Source organism: Methanolobus sp. WCC1, from assembly GCF_045690315.1.
Taxonomy (GTDB): Archaea; Halobacteriota; Methanosarcinia; order Methanosarcinales; family Methanosarcinaceae; genus Methanolobus; species Methanolobus tindarius.
The window spans coordinates 947,616-964,686 of record NZ_CP146979.1; the positions used below are offsets into that span (position 1 = coordinate 947,616).

The 17,071-nt window shown below is 37.5% G+C and carries 17 protein-coding genes; 9 read left to right on the forward strand and 8 right to left on the reverse strand.

The features are described 5' to 3' along the window. Window positions 1-4 precede the first annotated feature (4 nt). A complete protein-coding gene (locus V7O61_RS04810; protein WP_023844175.1) occupies window positions 5-1,180 on the forward strand; it encodes an aminotransferase class I/II-fold pyridoxal phosphate-dependent enzyme in 1,176 nt (391 codons plus the stop codon). Between the two features lie 54 nt (window positions 1,181-1,234). Here V7O61_RS04810 and V7O61_RS04815 read toward each other — a convergent pair whose 3' ends face one another. The 4 genes from V7O61_RS04815 to V7O61_RS04830 all read right to left on the reverse strand — a co-directional run bounded on the left by V7O61_RS04815 (window position 1,235) and on the right by V7O61_RS04830 (window position 4,965). Then, the gene (locus V7O61_RS04815) at window positions 1,235-2,488 is read right to left on the reverse strand and encodes a coiled-coil domain-containing protein (protein WP_407282572.1); all 1,254 of its coding nucleotides are present in this window, start codon (window positions 2,486-2,488) and stop codon (window positions 1,235-1,237) included. Between the two features lie 325 nt (window positions 2,489-2,813). Further along, a complete protein-coding gene (locus V7O61_RS04820) occupies window positions 2,814-2,951 on the reverse strand; it encodes a hypothetical protein (protein ID WP_407282571.1) in 138 nt (45 codons plus the stop codon). A 113-nt stretch (window positions 2,952-3,064) separates the two neighbouring features. Next, window positions 3,065-3,820 carry a B12-binding domain-containing protein gene (locus V7O61_RS04825; RefSeq protein ID WP_023844174.1) on the reverse strand — a complete coding sequence of 252 codons (756 nt, stop codon included), beginning with the start codon at window positions 3,818-3,820 and terminating at the stop codon, window positions 3,065-3,067. A 92-nt stretch (window positions 3,821-3,912) separates the two neighbouring features. After that, on the reverse strand, window positions 3,913-4,965 hold the full coding sequence (locus V7O61_RS04830; protein WP_245596061.1) for an AI-2E family transporter: 1,053 nt from the start codon (window positions 4,963-4,965) through the stop codon (window positions 3,913-3,915). Between the two features lie 113 nt (window positions 4,966-5,078). Between V7O61_RS04830 and V7O61_RS04835 the strand changes: the two genes are divergently transcribed. Together V7O61_RS04835 and V7O61_RS04840 are read left to right on the forward strand one after the other, a co-directional pair. Further along, window positions 5,079-5,909 carry a YihY/virulence factor BrkB family protein gene (locus V7O61_RS04835; RefSeq protein WP_169729093.1) on the forward strand — a complete coding sequence of 277 codons (831 nt, stop codon included), beginning with the start codon at window positions 5,079-5,081 and terminating at the stop codon, window positions 5,907-5,909. Window positions 5,910-6,045: 136 nt separating this feature from the next. Then, a complete protein-coding gene (locus V7O61_RS04840; RefSeq protein WP_407282570.1) occupies window positions 6,046-6,537 on the forward strand; it encodes a TspO/MBR family protein in 492 nt (163 codons plus the stop codon). Window positions 6,538-6,646: 109 nt separating this feature from the next. Here V7O61_RS04840 and V7O61_RS04845 read toward each other — a convergent pair whose 3' ends face one another. Next, window positions 6,647-6,946: a carboxymuconolactone decarboxylase family protein gene (locus V7O61_RS04845; protein ID WP_023844170.1), complete on the reverse strand. Its 300-nt coding sequence runs from the start codon at window positions 6,944-6,946 to the stop codon at window positions 6,647-6,649. Window positions 6,947-7,070: 124 nt separating this feature from the next. Here V7O61_RS04845 and V7O61_RS04850 point away from each other — a divergent pair, with 124 nt between their 5' ends. The 4 genes from V7O61_RS04850 (at window position 7,071) to V7O61_RS04865 (ending at window position 11,577) form a co-directional block, all read left to right on the forward strand. Continuing rightward, a complete protein-coding gene (locus V7O61_RS04850; protein WP_407282569.1) occupies window positions 7,071-7,682 on the forward strand; it encodes a TetR/AcrR family transcriptional regulator in 612 nt (203 codons plus the stop codon). Window positions 7,683-7,685: 3 nt separating this feature from the next. Then, window positions 7,686-8,672, forward strand: a complete 987-nt coding sequence (locus tag V7O61_RS04855) for an ATP-binding cassette domain-containing protein (RefSeq protein ID WP_023844168.1) — start codon at window positions 7,686-7,688, stop codon at window positions 8,670-8,672. A 1-nt stretch (window position 8,673) separates the two neighbouring features. Next, window positions 8,674-9,423 (forward strand): ABC transporter permease, encoded by a 750-nt coding sequence (locus tag V7O61_RS04860; RefSeq protein ID WP_023844167.1) that lies wholly within the window; start codon window positions 8,674-8,676, stop codon window positions 9,421-9,423. Between the two features lie 561 nt (window positions 9,424-9,984). Next, a complete protein-coding gene (locus tag V7O61_RS04865) occupies window positions 9,985-11,577 on the forward strand; it encodes a PAS domain-containing sensor histidine kinase (RefSeq protein WP_407282568.1) in 1,593 nt (530 codons plus the stop codon). Here V7O61_RS04865 and V7O61_RS04870 read toward each other — a convergent pair. Further along, a complete protein-coding gene (locus V7O61_RS04870) occupies window positions 11,546-13,252 on the reverse strand; it encodes an ATP-binding protein (RefSeq protein ID WP_407282567.1) in 1,707 nt (568 codons plus the stop codon). The two genes, V7O61_RS04865 and V7O61_RS04870, sit on opposite strands and share 32 nt — an antisense overlap. 178 nt (window positions 13,253-13,430) lie before the next feature. Continuing rightward, window positions 13,431-13,802 (reverse strand): helix-turn-helix domain-containing protein, encoded by a 372-nt coding sequence (locus tag V7O61_RS04875; protein WP_023844164.1) that lies wholly within the window; start codon window positions 13,800-13,802, stop codon window positions 13,431-13,433. A 116-nt stretch (window positions 13,803-13,918) separates the two neighbouring features. Here V7O61_RS04875 and V7O61_RS04880 point away from each other — a divergent pair, with 116 nt between their 5' ends. Next, the gene (locus tag V7O61_RS04880; protein ID WP_156916232.1) at window positions 13,919-14,629 is read left to right on the forward strand and encodes a DUF5591 domain-containing protein; all 711 of its coding nucleotides are present in this window, start codon (window positions 13,919-13,921) and stop codon (window positions 14,627-14,629) included. A gap of 139 nt (window positions 14,630-14,768) precedes the next feature. Here the strand turns inward: V7O61_RS04880 and V7O61_RS04885 are convergent, their stop codons facing one another. Further along, entirely contained in the window at window positions 14,769-15,497 is a 729-nt protein-coding gene (locus V7O61_RS04885; RefSeq protein WP_023844162.1) for an ATPase domain-containing protein, read from the reverse strand. A 310-nt stretch (window positions 15,498-15,807) separates the two neighbouring features. Between V7O61_RS04885 and hmgA the strand changes: the two genes are divergently transcribed. Further along, window positions 15,808-17,052, forward strand: a complete 1,245-nt coding sequence (gene hmgA / locus V7O61_RS04890) for a hydroxymethylglutaryl-CoA reductase (NADPH) (RefSeq protein ID WP_023844161.1) — start codon at window positions 15,808-15,810, stop codon at window positions 17,050-17,052. The last annotated feature ends 19 nt before the right edge of the window (window positions 17,053-17,071 follow it).

Genomic DNA, 17,071 nt, shown 5'->3' on the forward strand with positions numbered 1-17,071 from the left:
ATATATGAGAAAAGCATGCACCCCTTCTAAATTTGTAGCTGATGTTATGAACAAGGTGCCTCCATCAGGCATTCGTCGCTACTTTGATCTTGCGTCAGGTCTGGAAGATGTTATCTCCCTTGGTGTAGGTGAGCCGGATTATGTGACTCCCTGGCACATAAGGGAAGCGTGCATTCACTCACTTGAATGTGGTGAAACCTCATATACTTCAAATTATGGTCTTGTTGAGCTTCGTGAAGAGCTGGCAGATCATTATGCTTCAAAGTATGGAGTTAATTACAATCCAAATTCAGAGATTCTTGTTACTTCCGGTGTAAGCGAAGCCCTTGATGTGGCTATTCGAGCAATTACCAATCCGGGTGATGAGATTATCGTTGTGCAGCCTTCATATGTTGCATACGTTCCTTCGATAATGTTTGCAGGAGGAGTTCCTGTAATTATTTCCACAAAGCTTGAAAATAATTTTAAACTCACTGCCGAGGAACTTGAAGCAGCAATCACTCCAAAGACAAAAGCAGTTCTCATTAATTATCCGAATAACCCTACCGGTGCAACCATGGGCAAAGCTGACCTTGAGGCTATTGCAGATGTTGTGTGTGAACACGATATCATGGTAATCTCAGATGAGGTCTATGATTGTCTGACCTATAATGGTGGACACACATGTTTTTCATCTCTTGAAGGAATGCGTGACAGGACAATCCTGTTGAACGGTTTCTCCAAGGCTTACGCAATGACCGGTTTCAGGTTGGCATATGCAATGGCATCCCCCAAGATTATCAGTGCTATGATGCTGATACACCAGTATTCAATGCTATGTGCTCCAATAACCGCACAAATTGGTGCAATCGAAGCCCTCAAAAACGGCAAGCACGAAATGGAAAAAATGGTCCGTGATTACGACCGTCGCCGACATCTGATTGTTAGTGGCCTTAACAAAATCGGACTCAAATGCTTTGAACCAAAAGGTGCATTTTACGTGTTTCCAAGCGTCCGGGACACAGGCCTTAGCTCCGAGGAGTTTGCGGAACGACTCATGAACGAGCAGAAGGTCGTTACAATTCCCGGCAACGTGTTTGGTGAAGCCGGCACAGGTTTTTTGAGGTGCTCATACGCAACTTCCAGAGAAGAAATTGAAGAAGCTTTGGTGAGGATTGAAGCGTTTGTTAATGGGCTTTGAACAGTGTTATGGCTGTTCTCTGTTTTTAAATAAATTTTGTTGATTTTGTCTATTTTATTTGATGATGTGGCTTACAGAATTCATTATTCTTTCAAACGCAGAAACTTCTATATCTCCATCTTTTGGTGAATGCTTTGAAATATTTTCCAAAGGCGATGAATATATTTTGTCCATTGAAGCAATCAAAAACCCTGCTATCTTGTCACGCTCTTTATCATCTAATTCTTCATTTAAAACTTTTCTATATGAGTCTAATGATAATGAAATAGAGGATTTAAATGCATATTCTTCAAGCAATTTTCTTTCACGATTATAATTTGAGGCTGCAAACCAAACGGCGGCTGACGCAGGAATCAACAATGCAATTTTTGAAATAAGGGTTGTAGTTTCGTTTATTCCACTCAATATCTCGAAATAAACAGCTCCGGCAGCAATGAATAAGAAACCTATTGAAAGGAGTGTCCACCATTTCCAAGAATGAACTTCTTTTTTGAGCTCTGCTTTTCTTTCTCCAAATGTTTTTCCTAACGCACCACCAACAGCGGAACTCAATAGATCAGTTATTTTTTGTTCTAACTCTTCATTATTCTGTATTATTAAATTTGTTTTAGTCTCAGATTCTTCTAGCTTTTTAGATTGTTCTTTAACCGTTGTGGCAAAATCGTTTACTAGGTTTGATTGAGAATTAACTTGATTGAATAGTGTATTTATTTGATTTGATATGTTAGTGATTTCTCTATTTTTTTGTTGCATTTCCTTATCTAAAGCATTGTGTTGCCCAACTAATTTTTTGCTGTCAGTAACATTGTTATTAAATTCCTGTATCTGTTCTTTTGTTTTTTCGTATAGTTCCGATGCTCTTTCAATTTCCAATAATAGAGAATTATATTTAATTTGAATCTTCATTAGTTCATTTCTTTTTTTCTCATAATCTACTAATGTCTTAACTTTTAAATCAAGATTTAAATTAAGAAAAACAAGATTTTTCAAATTTTGGATATTGTCCAACAAAGTAGGAACTGAATTTTGATTTGCATTAATGATATTATTGATGTGAGTTTGAACATGATTCAAGTTTTTGAGTAAATTAGTTCTTGTATTGAAGCTGTAAGTATCCAGAATACCTTCATCAATACTTTGAATCAATATATCTTTGATATACTGAAAATCAGCAATAGCTTCATTAATATCGTATTCATTATGTTCTTGTGTGAAATTAGAATCCAATATTTTTTTGTTAACTTCATTTAAATCGAAATTGTTTTCATCTTCAAGATAAGTTTTTATCTCTTTTGATTTTGCTTTCAAGACATCAGCTCATTTTGTTTATTAAAGATGACTTCGGTTTGTTATCATTCTATCTTCATGAAAACCCCTTTGAAGCGATGAGATTGATCAATTTTAAATTCATTTATTAATTTCATTCTAAATGAATTATTGATTAATTGAATATTTTCATGGTTTAAAGAAGCAGATATCAATATAAATATTTATCCAGTTATCTGCAAAAATCATTATATTGATTGGGTTTGTTCTATTTCTCCCAAAATTTAAAATCTCATAATGATGAGTCTCATAATATACTACAATGTAGATATATTTATATATCAGTATTTGATACTATGGTGTGCGGTCACAAAACCTCATTGACCAGGGCTTTGCTGACCATAGGTGGTACGATGTGTTCATCGGAAAATCGCTGAAGAAAAAACGAAAAAACGTCTAAAATAACAGAACGCAGGCAGATTCCCTCTGCATTCCCTAACATCATCTCTCCCAAAAAGCTTTCTTTTTGCCTGCGTTCTGATTCTTCGGCTTGTAATTTCCTGTTTTCTACAACTTCTGATAACTCAAAAAACAGACTGTATCAGAATTATATTATCATCAGTAACAGATATTTTCAGAACTATTTTTTTTATCTACGATTAATTGTTGTTTATTTTCAGGCCACATGATGGAATTTACTTTTCTGAGTGCATCGGACGCATTGTCACCATATATGTCAGCACCTATTTCTCTGGCCCATTCCAGAGTGACAGGTGTTCCTCCAACCATCGTCTTCAATTTATCCCTGATGCCTGCTTCCCTGAGACTCTCTTCCAGTGTCATCTGGTTTGTCATGGTGATTGCCATAAGGGCAGATGTTGCTACCACATCCGGGTTGAATTTTATTGCCATTTCAACAAAGGTGTCCACTGGCACATCCACTCCAAGATCGATAACTTCATAGCCGTTTAGCTGAAGGGATGTTGCAACGATGTCCTTTCCTATAGAATGGATGTCTCCCTCTATGGTGCCAAGAAGCACAATACCTTTTGAATTTTTGAGAATGTTCTCGCCGGGGTTTGGAATCAAAATCTTAGTTGCAGCTTGCACAGCGTCGGCAGCCGCAATCATATGTGGGAGATAAACTTTACCTTCATCGAACATATCCTTCATTAAAGAGAGAGCAGCATGAAAACCATGCTCTAAAAGATATTGAGTATCAATTCCAAGTTTCAGTGCTTCATATGCAATTTTGCATGCTTCTTTATCATTGAGACTTAATACAGTTTCAATTGCTCGATCAAGATATTCTTTTGTAGGTAGCACAGGATCACTTCGAAATTCACTATTGTGCTTGAATTTTCCATATGTCATCACAAGGAACTCAGCAATTGTATTCCGTAAAACATGTATATATAAATTGCCCATAATCGCTTGTGAATTAATAACTTTCTCTGAAAATACAGTTAATCTGTATCTGTTTTATTTTCAGACAGATACTCTTCGTTGAACATCTTTGCCATAAGGACAACATAAGAAATCAGTAAAGGCCCTATGATAATTCCCAGAAGTCCAAACAGGTTCAGGCCTATAATAACTCCGATGAGTGATTCAAGTGGGTGGATTTTTCCAACTTTGTCCTGTATGGCTGGTCTGAGGAAATTGTCAATAGAACTAATAATAACGCCGCCGATAAGTATTCCTACGGCTGCAAGATAGTCCTGCTGAATTATCTGAACTATAACGGCAGGGATCCAGATTATCGGTGCTCCTACAACAGGTAGGAATGAAAGGATCATAGCTATAAATCCCCAGAGGAATGCTCCGGAAACTCCAAACAGAAGGAATGTGATTGTAAGCAACCCACCCTGGACTACAGCAATTATTCCTGAACTTATGAGTGTTGCATTGACAATATTTGTAAATTCCTTTTGTAGCAGTTCTGTATTTTCCCTGCTGAATGGTATTGCATTTGTAAGTTTGGCAGAACAAGTTGAATTTATGCCAACCAGCAGATAATAGAGCAGGAAATACATGATTACAAATTCTATAATTCTCTGTCCGATACTCTGGACAGCATTAACAAGTAAAATGCTGAAATAGTTTGCTGCAGCTGTCACAATCTCTGTGAGCTTTTCCTGTAAATTGATCCCGATTGGCAGAGTGGCTGAACTAAATTGTTCTACGTAGGTATTGATATTTGCCAATTGTGCCAGTAAAGTATCCGTATCAAATATAACACTCTGTATCTGGATTATAATTATAGTCATAAGGAAATAAAGAGGTATCAGTATAAGGACAATAGTAAGAAGTATTATTGTAAAAGCAGCCACTCTTTTGTTGATCTTCTGTTTTGTAATAAGGTAAGTGTACAAAGGTTTGAAGACAACATATAGAATAAATGCACCGAAAAATGCGTTTATGTAAGGATACAGTGCATACAAAAGGACTGCTGCAAGTATTGCAAGTATCAGTAATGCCTGTGCCATTTTACTGGAATTATTCATTACTTCTTCCATTCTTTCTTATGATATTTAAGGCTATTATCTATGTATTCTTTTATTTCTTCTGATAACTAATATATTCTATAACATAAATATTCTTATAAATGCTTTCTCAATTTCAAGAGATTATGAAAACAACGCTGGATAAATGGACCATAGAGGATGGGATAACAAATAGCGCATCACTTTCCTTCCACGCACTTATCGGTCTTCCATCTTTGCTTCTTTTCACATTATTTATGGGAAGCATCTTCCTGAAACAACAATTATTGAAAGCAGCTATCTTAACGGATGCATCAGTATTTGCAGATGACGTTGCAATAGAAACTTTAAATTCTCTTTTTACACAGCTTTCTGTGAGTACTCCCAGTAACTTTGGTATTGTGTTCAGTTTTCTGATCTACCTCTGGAGTGCAGGCAACATCTTCTTCCAGATAAAGAAACTGATAAACAAAATGTGGAATCTCGCTCCTTCAAACAAACACTGGTTGCATAACTTTTTCCATACAAGACTATCCGCTCTGATTGCAGCCCTTGCATTTGGGATGCTTGTATCCGTGAGCACTCTTTTTGAAATGATCTTCTTTGTGATATCCGATGCTTTACAGACAGCATTTTCAATATCAGTGGGTACTGTTCAGTATGCAAGTTTTGGTATAAATTTCATAACACTTATTGTTCTTTTCATGTATCTCTTCAGGGTACTTCCCGATGCCAGGGTGAATCTCAAGTATGTATTTACCGGTTCATTTTTAACAGTACTTTTACTGACACTGGGAAAATATGTGATTGGTATCTATCTTTCCTACAGCAATATCACAACCGTTTACGGGACAATTGGATCAATACTTGTGGTACTTCTGTGGATATATATGTCCTCTATCATCGTAACTTTTATGATAGTATTCACAGGAGTGTATGCTGATTATGATTCAAAGGTGCAGAATACGAGTTTGTAATCAGATGTGTGATTACATATCATGATTGTATGAAATATCATACATTTATGGCAAATTGGCTGTATTAAGATTATGATGTTTCATGCTTAAGTTTAAGTGCTATTTAATATGATATGTATGTGGGAGTAATTTAAAAATGAAAGCTTCAAATGTTAATTGGAAACAATTAATTATCTCAATAATCGTCTGCCAGATACCCGGAATACTCGGTGGATTTATTACAGTAAGTTCAATTCCAACATGGTATGCATATCTGGAAAAACCTGCACTTGTTCCTCCAAACTGGAGTTTTTCAATCGTGTGGACTCTTCTTTACCTTTTAATGGGAATCGCATTCTATATTGTCTGGCAAAAAGGATGGTCTGTTTCACAGGTAAAAACCGCCATGTCAATATTTATCGTCCAGTTGTTCTTTAATTTTATATGGTCTTACCTCTTCTTTGGATTACAGTCTCCACGATTGGGACTTGCAGGAATCACATTACTCTGGATCCTGATAGTTGTTAATATTATACAGTTCTACAGGATTTCAAGACCTGCAGGTGTATTGCTGGTTCCTTATATCATCTGGGTGTCTTTCGCAGCTTACCTCAATTATGAGATAATGATTCTGAATCCGGTGATGTAGAATCAAAATGATTGAAATGCGTATGCTGAATGTAAAAAATGAAAAGATTATGTTCTGCTATCGCATAGCAGGAAGTAATATATTTTACTCCTTTACTGATAACTTTTATCTATAATATGTCTCTCAGGGCATTGGCTGCGGTGTAAACACTTCCAATGCCACCAATGTAGTTCGCAATGCGCACTGCTTCCATAACCTCTTCTTTTGTTGCACCCGCTTCCATTGCCTGGATTGCAAGCACTTTTACTCCGTCTACGGCTCCATGGTCAGCATCAAGTGCCATGGCAATAAGAAATTTGTATTTCAATGGCATGCTGCCTTCCGAAAGTGCATTTTCAATAGTTGATTCAATTATGTTGAATAAATCGGTGTCTTTGTCCTGTATTATTTTTAATGGGTGTTCATCCATGTTATTTACTCCGGATTCTAGTCTCAAACAGGTATTTTATCTAGTTTCTGGTATTGACAATGTTTAAATATGACTGCAGTCATTTATGACTCCAGTCATGTTTAGTAGTGATTGATGAGGTTCCATGTCCCTGCGAGAGAAAAAGAAAAAAGAAACCCGTAACAGGATATTTGAAATATCCAGTCGACTGTTTAAGGAAAAAGGATTTGAGTGCACAACGGTTGATGAAATTACTAAAGAAGCAGGTATTGCCAAAGGTACTTTTTTCAATTATTTCCCTACAAAAGAATCACTTCTCTTTTATTTCAAAGAACAAAGGGAAGAATTCATAGTTAGTATCATGAAAGAGCAAATGCTTCGTGACATTTCATCAAGGGAAAAAATCAGGGAATTTCTTGTTCTTGTGGCTGAATATTATGAAAAAGACAGGGAACTCCTAAGGTTATTAGCCTTTGAGCATAGAAAAATGATAATTTCCTCCGGGAAAAAACCAGCGGATGAATCTGTCAGAAATAAGAAACATGAACAGTTCATCAATATGCTTGGAGGCTTCATACGAGAAGGCATTGACAAAGGTGCCATTAAATCCAATATTGATCCAAAGCTGGCATCAGAAACTATCTATGCGGTCTACTTCCACAGTCTCATGACCTGGTTACACTCAGAAACCGACTATTCATTTTCAGGAGATATTTCCTCAAAAATCGATATCATATTTGAAGGCATTGGTGTATGAAAAATGTATGCAATTAAAGTTGAGAATCTGGTACGGAAATTTGCTGATTTCACTGCCGTAGATGACCTGTCTTTCAGCATAAAAAAAGGTGAAGTATTTGGTCTGCTCGGTCCTAATGGAGCCGGGAAAACCACAACAATGTCCATGCTTTCAACAATGCTTCCTCCAAGTTCAGGGAAAGCATCAGTGAATGGTTTTGACATATTGAAGGATCAGGACAATGTCCGGAAATCCATAGGAATCGTTTTTCAGGATCAGAGCCTTGATGAGGAGCTTACTGCTTATGAAAATATGGATTTTCATGGAAGGCTATACAGGATTCCTAAAAGAGCGAGGCAAAAGAAAATAACTGAACTCCTGAAGCTTGTGGAACTTTTCGATAAAAAAGACAATCTTGTGAAAACATACTCAGGAGGGATGAGGCGACGTTTAGAGATAGCACGTGGTCTGATGCACGAACCACAGGTTCTTTTCCTTGATGAGCCAACCCTTGGCCTTGACCCACAGACAAGAAACCACCTATGGGACTACATTGACAGACTGAACAAAGAAAAAGGTATCACCATAATCCTTACAACTCATTACATGGAGGAAGCTGACAAGCTCTGTCATCGTATAGCCATAATTGACAAAGGCAGGATAATAGCTATGGATACCTCTGAAAATCTCAAAAATGATATTGGTGGTGATGTGATAACTCTCGTATCACCTGAAAGGGATGCTCTCTATTCAGCAATAAAATCCATGCCTGAGATTAAAAGTATTGAACTTCATGATTCATCAATAACCATCGGAATACAGAATGCTGAAAAACATGTTGCAAATATCGTAAATATTGCATCTGCAAATGATATTGAAATCAAATCCCTTTCTATTCACAAACCAACCCTTGAAGATGTTTTCCTGCATTTTACAGGCAGAACCATCAGGGAAGAGGAAGCAAGTTCTAAAGATCAAATGCGAATGATGCGAAAGGCAGGGAGGAGATAAAATGGATATCGTTTATACTATATGGCTCAGGAGCGTAAAACGTTATATTCGTTCAAAAAGCAGACTAATTGGCAGTCTTGGTATGCCGCTATTCCTCTTCCTTGTACTTGGATTCGGTCTGAATTCTGTTGTTGTCATGCCTGGAATGGAGCAGGGCTACATTGGCTTTATCATGCCGGGTATAATTTCCATGAGTGTTCTTTTCACATCTGTCTTTGCAGGCATACAAATAATATGGGACAAGCAGTTCGGTTTCCTTAAAGAAACTCTTGTGGCACCTGTGTCAAGATTTGAAATAATGCTCGGTCAGACAGTTGGAGGAGCTACAACAGCCGTAATTCAGGGTCTTATTATTCTTGTACTCTCACTTTTCATGGGACTGGAAATCAGTAATATTCCCGGATTTATTGTGGCGATAATTTTCATGACATTAATTGGTCTTGCTTTTACAGCTTTTGGAATTGCAATTGCCTCAAGAATGGAGGATATGCATGGATTCCAGCTTATCATGAACTTTGTTATCTTCCCTATATTTGGCCTGTCAGGTGCCTTATTCCCAATAGACAGCCTGCCGGAATGGGTAAAGTCACTTACACTACTGGATCCTCTTACATATGGTGTAGAAGGTATAAGGTATGGTCTTCTTGGAACCTCCCAGATTGATCCTGCTGTAAGTTTTGGGGTTCTTTCAGGGTTCACTGTTCTTATGGTTGTAGTGGGTTCCTATCTGTTCAGGAAGATCAGTATCTGACTTGTATTATTGATATTTCAATTCATAAAAGTTGTAAACCAGAGGTTGTTATACAATTAATATAATAATGAATACTAATTGATTTATTTATCTTCGTTTTTCTTTTTTGAACTATCCTGCAAATCAAGAATTTCTGTTCTTTTCCGATCCAACAATCAGCCTAAAATAGCAACGTTTTTATAAAATAATTTCTAAAGCACATGTCAAAAAAACATTATGTTTGCAATGTTTGCATGTCCGACATACCTGTTACTGTAATTACGTGACATTAGAAAGTTTGCTGCATATAATGCCAGTATATTTTTATACACTAATTAATATATGCAGTATGCATTAGTAACTATTGATTATGGACTATAACTGTTGTTGGTCTTTGCTAATTAGTTGGTTGGAAGGAAATAAATAAAAATTATTGTTATTCAGGTATTGAGAAAAACTTCTCTCTTAAGTGCCATATATAACTGCTTGAATATACGGTCTTACAGAAAAGATAAGCATAATCTGGGAGAATGTATAAGGTGGCTTTTATTCATCTGGAATAACTCTGAACAGGGATAAATTATGGTTCTGGAAAATGTTAATGTTCCTGAGGATTGTAAACCAGGAAAATCAGATGAAAATCCTGATGATTTGGATCTTAAAAAGATAACAGATGCTGCTTTTGAGTATGCACCTAATTTGATGCTGGTCATAGGTGATAATTATCGTATTGAAAAAATTAACAAGGCAGGCGCTGCATTAATAGGCCGCGATCCTTCATCAGTATTGGGTATGCAGGGTGGTGACATTTTTTCATGTGTGAACTCTGTTCGTGGCAATGGATGTGGAAATACTCCCGAATGTTCACGTTGCTCTATCCGAAATATTGTTATCGATACTTTAGAGACTGGTAAAGACCATCGTCATGTTGAAGGTAATATGGATATTCTTCTGCCTGATGAAACTATTACCAGAAGAGATTTTTTTGTGTCAACAGTTTATGTTCCTCTTGAAACGGGAAGTAAAGTAATTCTTTATCTTGACGATATCAGCGAGAGTAAAAATACAGAGAAAACCCTTAAGGAAATAGAAGAACGCTTCAAAGTATTATATGAAAACATGCCTGGCGGAACTCTCATTATAGGAAAGGATTATATTATCGAGGATGTGAACCAGCGTACCTGCGAAATAACAGGATACAAAAGAGAGGAATTAATAGGGCAACTATGTGATATAGTCTGTCCCAAAGGTTCTTTGTCCAAAAAATGTCCCATATGGGTAGATGGTCTTGAAGGTTTCCAGGGAATGGATACTGCTATAAAATGCAAAAATGGTACCAAAACTCCGATCCTTAAAAACTCAAAAAGAATTTTCATCGAAGGGAACCAGTTTATCCTTGAAAACTTCCAGGATATTTCCGAACGTAAATCTGCTGAAGAGGCTATAATTAATTCTAAGATTATGGCTGAAGAGGCCAACAGGACAAAGAGTGAATTCCTTGCAACCATGAGCCATGAACTGCGTACGCCTCTTAACGCTGTCATCGGGTACTCCGATCTTCTGCTTGATGAATCATACGGTGATCTGAACTACCAGCAGAAGCGGTCCCTTGGTCATATATCCCATAGCGGTAAACATCTTTTAAAGCTTATCAATGATATTCTTGACATTTCAAAAGTAGAATCCGGAAAAATGGAAATACATTATGAGACATTCTCTGTGGAAGAGAAATTTGGCAATGTCTTTAACATAGTTTCCCCATTTGCAAGAAAAAAGAATATTGAAATCAGCATTTCCATTGAGCCAAAGACATTATCTCTTACAGCCGACAGGGTTCGTTTTAAGCAAATACTATTCAATCTTGCAAGTAACGCCATTAAGTTTACTCCTGATGGTGGTCATGTTATGTTGAAAGCATGCCTTAAAGGAGACATGGCTGAGTTCTCGGTAATAGATGACGGGATAGGTATTGCACCGGATGATCTGAAGAAACTTTTCATGCCTTTCCAGCAGATTGATTCTACGATATCAAGAAAATATGATGGAACTGGGCTTGGACTTTCACTTGTAAAAAGATTTGTTGAAATGCACGGCGGTGATGTTTCTGTGGAAAGTGAACCTGGAAAAGGTAGTGTATTTTCTTTTAGACTACCGTTGGATGTAGTAACACATTAGTTCTCTTTATTATCTCATTCTGCGCAGGAATTACCAGATGGAAAGTGCTTCCCTTTCCGGGTTCACTCTCAATCCAGATACTTCCTTTATGGATCTCCACCAGTTTCTTCACAAGGGCAAGGCCCAGTCCGCTTCCTCCGTATCTGCGGGTCGGAGAACCATCAAGCTGAACAAAAGTATCAAAGAGTTTTGCCTTGTCATCTTCAGAAATTCCAATTCCGTTATCTTTTACGTCAATAAGAAGTGCACTTCCGTTTTCATGCCTTATATCCACCCATATTCTTCCCTGTTCTGGTGTGAATTTTATGGCATTTGTAATCAGGTGATGGAATATTATCTTTAGTTTGGATTTATCCGCGTATATTGTTCTGACAGCAGGATCCAGTGTAAAATCAAGTTTTACGTTTTTCTTGATTGCAATGGATCTTGCAACTTTCTGTATGTCGTAAACCATTTCCGGCAGGGAGAAGTCACTTATCTCAAGTTCCATTTTTCCATCTTCAATTTCTGAAATATATATCAGGGAGTTGATCATGTCAAGAAGTCTTGATCCACCTGATTTGATTATTCCGGCAAACTTTGCCTGTTGCTCGTCCATCAATTCATTCTCTTCAAGTAACAGGTCAGAATATCCTAAAATAAGACTCAGTGGTGTCCTTAATTCATGGCTTACGTTGGAAAGGAACTCACTTTTTGTACGTGAGGCATTTTCTGCAAGCATCTTGGCAGATATAAGAGCATCCTCTGCTTGCTTTTCAATAGTTTTATCCTGTAAAGTCTCAATGGCTCCTATTATGTTCCTGTCCATGTCCTTCAGTGGAGCAGCAGTGAAATAGAGCCATTTGTTTAAAAGCGGGAAGAAGTCTACAGCTTCGTATCCTCCTTCTATGAATGAGTCTTTGAGACTCTTTTCTTCATATAAATCAATGATACTTTCCATATTCCTATCAACTATCATATCAGCCATGACTGGTCTTTTCTTTGGATAAAATGCCAGCCACGGATCTTTTGTTCCAATCATTCTTTTGGCTGATATGGCAGTTGCTTTTTCGCATGCTTTATTCCAGTATGTAACTTCATGTTCTTTATTAATAACAAACATCGGTACGGGGAAACTGTTCACTATCTGGCTGAGCTCATTGCTCTTATTCTTTAATTCCTGCTCTATTCTTTTACGTTCGGTAATATCAACGGTATTTCCAAAAACCTGGGCTACATCATTCTTTTTAATGATGGTGCAGGTACAATAGAACCATAGATTTGTCCCGTCTTTTCGCTTTGCCCTAAATTCAAAATTGATTTTAGGGGAACCTTTTTTGATGCCATTTAGTATTTTTTCATGTAAGGTATCAGCATCATCCGGATGGATAAAAGAAAGAAATATTTCCCAATTGTTGTTAATCGTATCGGGTTCAAGTCCAAAAATTGTGTCAGCAACCGGAGAAATATATAAGTTTTTAAATTCACCTTTATCTATATCCGCTTTCCAGATTATGCTTGATATCGATGAAAGTAATTGCTTGTAATTCTCTTCAGTTTCAATGAGATCATTTTTTATACTCTCATTTATGGTGCCGCATGAAGGCTCATGCTTACTAAAAGTGTCCTCATATTTAATTCTGAGTTCTTGCAGTTCCTTAATTAACTGCTCTTTGTTCTTGTCTGCATCTCTCATGATCCCACTCTGCAAGAGATAGTTGTTTGCTATTTTGTGTTCTGTGCTGTATTGAACACAATGTGTAACAGTTACATATGCATTAATATTATATAATTATTAACTCTAAAAATAACTTGGAAATATAAACGCAAATATAGCTACTAACTGCGATAATTAAAAAAACTCCATGTGTGTATCAGGAAAGCAGTTCCTTATCAAAGTTCTCAATAAGGTCATTCATTTTCTCGTACCACTGGTCTATATTCTTGCGGATCATTTCTTTTACAACAACCGGTTCGATGCCCACATATTCATAATAATATCCACCAATAGATATGGATTTAGTTTCCCTGTAAACAAGACCTGCTGATATCAGGTTTTGCAATGAACGATATGCTGTGCTACGCTCACGACCAAGAAGTTCCCCGAGTTTTTCTGCGGTCATTGGTCCGTTTTCAAGAAGAGCTTTGTAGGTACTGATGTCAAGCTCTTTCAAACCGAGAACACACTTTGCCATATCTTCGCATTTACATTCCGCTCTCAGCATTTCAGGTATAGAACTTGCCATGTTTTTCCTCATAAATTTGTAATAAGTATCCTAAAAACTGTGCCTGTACTGTTGTACAGTTTGCACAAAACCGAATAGAGATTGCGTCAATTATATATATAGTTTGCCAGATTCTCCTGTGCTTGACAATAATACCAGAAGATGAACGGTCCAGTCTGCCGCTGGACACTGATGAAATTATCTATCATCCTGACATGATACGCGCAAATGAGTGGATACTGACTGAGTACAAAGCACCGGTCAGGGAGTTTTGTATCTTTGTTCCCTGCGCAAAAAAGAAACCATATCATGAAAGTCCTTCTCACAAGATATTCGATAAAGTCATATTCGAAATGCTGAAGCCGGAACAAGTCCATGTTGTGGTTTTTGGTACATGCGGCATAACCCCGCGTGAACTTGATACTGAATACCCTTTCATGGATTACCAGTTCATGCTCGGAAAATGTAATGTTGCCAAAATAAAAAGGGATTTTATCAAAATGGAAAGCCAGAGACTGGCAGAGTATCTTGAGAAGACCCGGGACAATTACAGGTACCGCATTGCTTATTGTATCGGTGATTTCAGAAAAGCAATGGAACTTGCAGTTGAGATGTCCGGTGTTGAAGTAACAATTGTTCCTGAAGAGGAAACAATTAACTCACATGTTCAGCCAGGTAAGAAATTCATTTACGGAAGTCTTAACCAGGCAAGCTACCTTCAGGACTTTTCTGATGCCATTGCATCATATGTGGGAAAAGAGTTATTCCGAGCTGTTTCCGAAACAAAAATCTCAGAGGAAGAAGAAGAAAACACCAATGTAAATGATAACGACTGGTATATCATTTAATTGTGTATATTGCCTATTTTTACTTCAATTTTAAATTAAAATCATTTTCTGAGATCGTATTTTATAGATTATTGGATAAATGCGAAGATAAATTAGAAACAGTAAAAAACAGATAAAAGTGGCAGAATACAAATGCCACTTATTCCAGATATGGGGACTGGGCCAGAACTGCCATGCCACTGTCTGAGATGCTGAGTACACGGACCTCGTTAATTGTGCCGGATCCTCTCATCTTCATAACATAGATTGAACGTTGAAGGTTGTTTCCTGCCATGATACGTCCCAGTTTTACAACAGAATCAGCACCGTATTCTACCATTTCATCAAGCCCGAACATTGCTCCGACTGTAATTACAGAAGTAACATTGTGCTTGCGGAATATGCTGAACACGTCATCAATAAGGGTTCTTAACTTATAATTTGATTCGATTGCAAGGAAAAGTGCTTCAACTGAATCTATGAAGATACGAGTTGGCTGAATATCTTCAATCTTGCTTTCAATAAGTTTCTTGAAGCTTTTGATTAGCTCAGATGGTGCAATTTCAACACTCTTCTGGAGACGAAGACTTGGGTCAGTGATGTCTACAAAGGTCAAAAGTCCTTGTTCAACATATTCTTCAAGATTCCATCCAAATGATGTTTTCATTTCTTTTACAATAGATTTAGATTCTTCAGAGGTGATGATGCACATTACCTTTTCACCATTCTTTGCTCCCTCTACAATGAACTGTGTTCCAAATATCGTTTTACCTGTACCAGAATCACCTGATACGACATTTGCAGTTCCTTTAAAGAATCCTCCGCGTAACATTTCATCCAGTCCGGTAATACCGGAACTCACTCTTTCTGATGGATCGGCATCTGTCATATTACCACTCTTTTATATCTCTCTGATCAATATTTAATAGTCATATCCCAAACAATTTCTCTTAATGATTAAGTCCTTTAAAGATAGAACTTATTGATTATCATCCGTACATTTTAGAATATTGTTTATTATGTTATCCTAATATAAAAAATCACGTATTTAATTTTAATTCCTGGTAAATCATCTCCTTATCTAAGGCAGGAAACAATTGGGCGTGAACTATTTGTATTATTGATGCCAAGTTCACATTTATAAAAAACGTTATGGGATGCTGTTTGTTTAATTCACTGGAGTTTATTGGAGCTTATATATGACATCAAGAATGGATTTGAACAGGGAAAAAAAAGAGTTGCTTGAAGGGGTAATTTCCGGCGAGATTTCTTATCATAAACTTGACTCTCTTACTGACAAGGAAACGGCTGTTATGATCAGAAGGTTTTCTCTTGAGGAATTATCAGGATTTGATTTTGATCATATACAGAATTTTTCAATTGATGTCGAGAGTGCAACTAAGAAAAATGTAGAAAACATGATAGGTGTAATTCAGGTGCCTCTGGGTGTTGCGGGTCCACTTAAAGTAAATGGTGAGTTCGCCAGTGATGAATTCCGTCTTCCTCTGGCAACCACAGAAGGGGCACTTATTGCCAGTGTGAACAGGGGTTGCTCAGTTATTACAAAGTCCGGTGGTTCAAATGTCCGGGTATTTCAGGATGTAATGACTCGTGCTCCGGTTTTCAGACTTGAAAATGTTATCAAGGCAAAAGAGTTTTCAGACTGGTTGCAGGATCCTGATGTCCTGTCCCGTATGAAAGCAAAGGCATCTGAGACAACCCGCTTTGGTGAGTTAGTTGATGTAAAACCATTTGTGACCGGCAATTCGGTATATGTCCGTTTTTCCTATGACACAAAAGATGCCATGGGCATGAATATGGTTACCATTGCAACAGATGCGGTTCTTAATTTAATCAAGGATGAGTTTGGTGCAATTCCTATTTCCCTTTCGGGCAATATGTGTGTTGACAAGAAGCCTGCGGCAATAAACAATATTCTTGGGAGGGGAAAAACTGTCGTTGCCGATGTGACAATACCTGCCGAACTTGTGGAAAAGCGTCTGAAATGCAAACCTGAGACTATGGTAGAGGTAAATTACCGCAAGAACCTGCTTGGTTCAGCACGCGCAGGTTCCCTTGGATATAATGCTCATGCTGCTAACATCATAGCTGCAATGTACATTGCATGCGGTCAGGATCCTGCTCATGTGGTAGAAGGCAGTAGTACTATAACAACCATGGAACTGACAAAATATGGTGATGTCTACTGTTCAGTAACCCTTCCTGCAATGGCCATCGGCACTGTGGGAGGCGGCACTAATCTGGGACCTCAGCATGAATGCCTGAGAATTCTTGGTGTGAATGGCTCAGGTACGCCTCCCGGGTCTAATGCTAAAAAGCTTGCAGAGATAATTGCTTCTGCTGTGCTTGCCGGTGAGATATCACTTGTAGGTGCACAGGCCGCAGGTCATCTTGCAAAAGCCCATGCTGAACTTGGAAGATAAACGCTGAGTTGTTACTCAA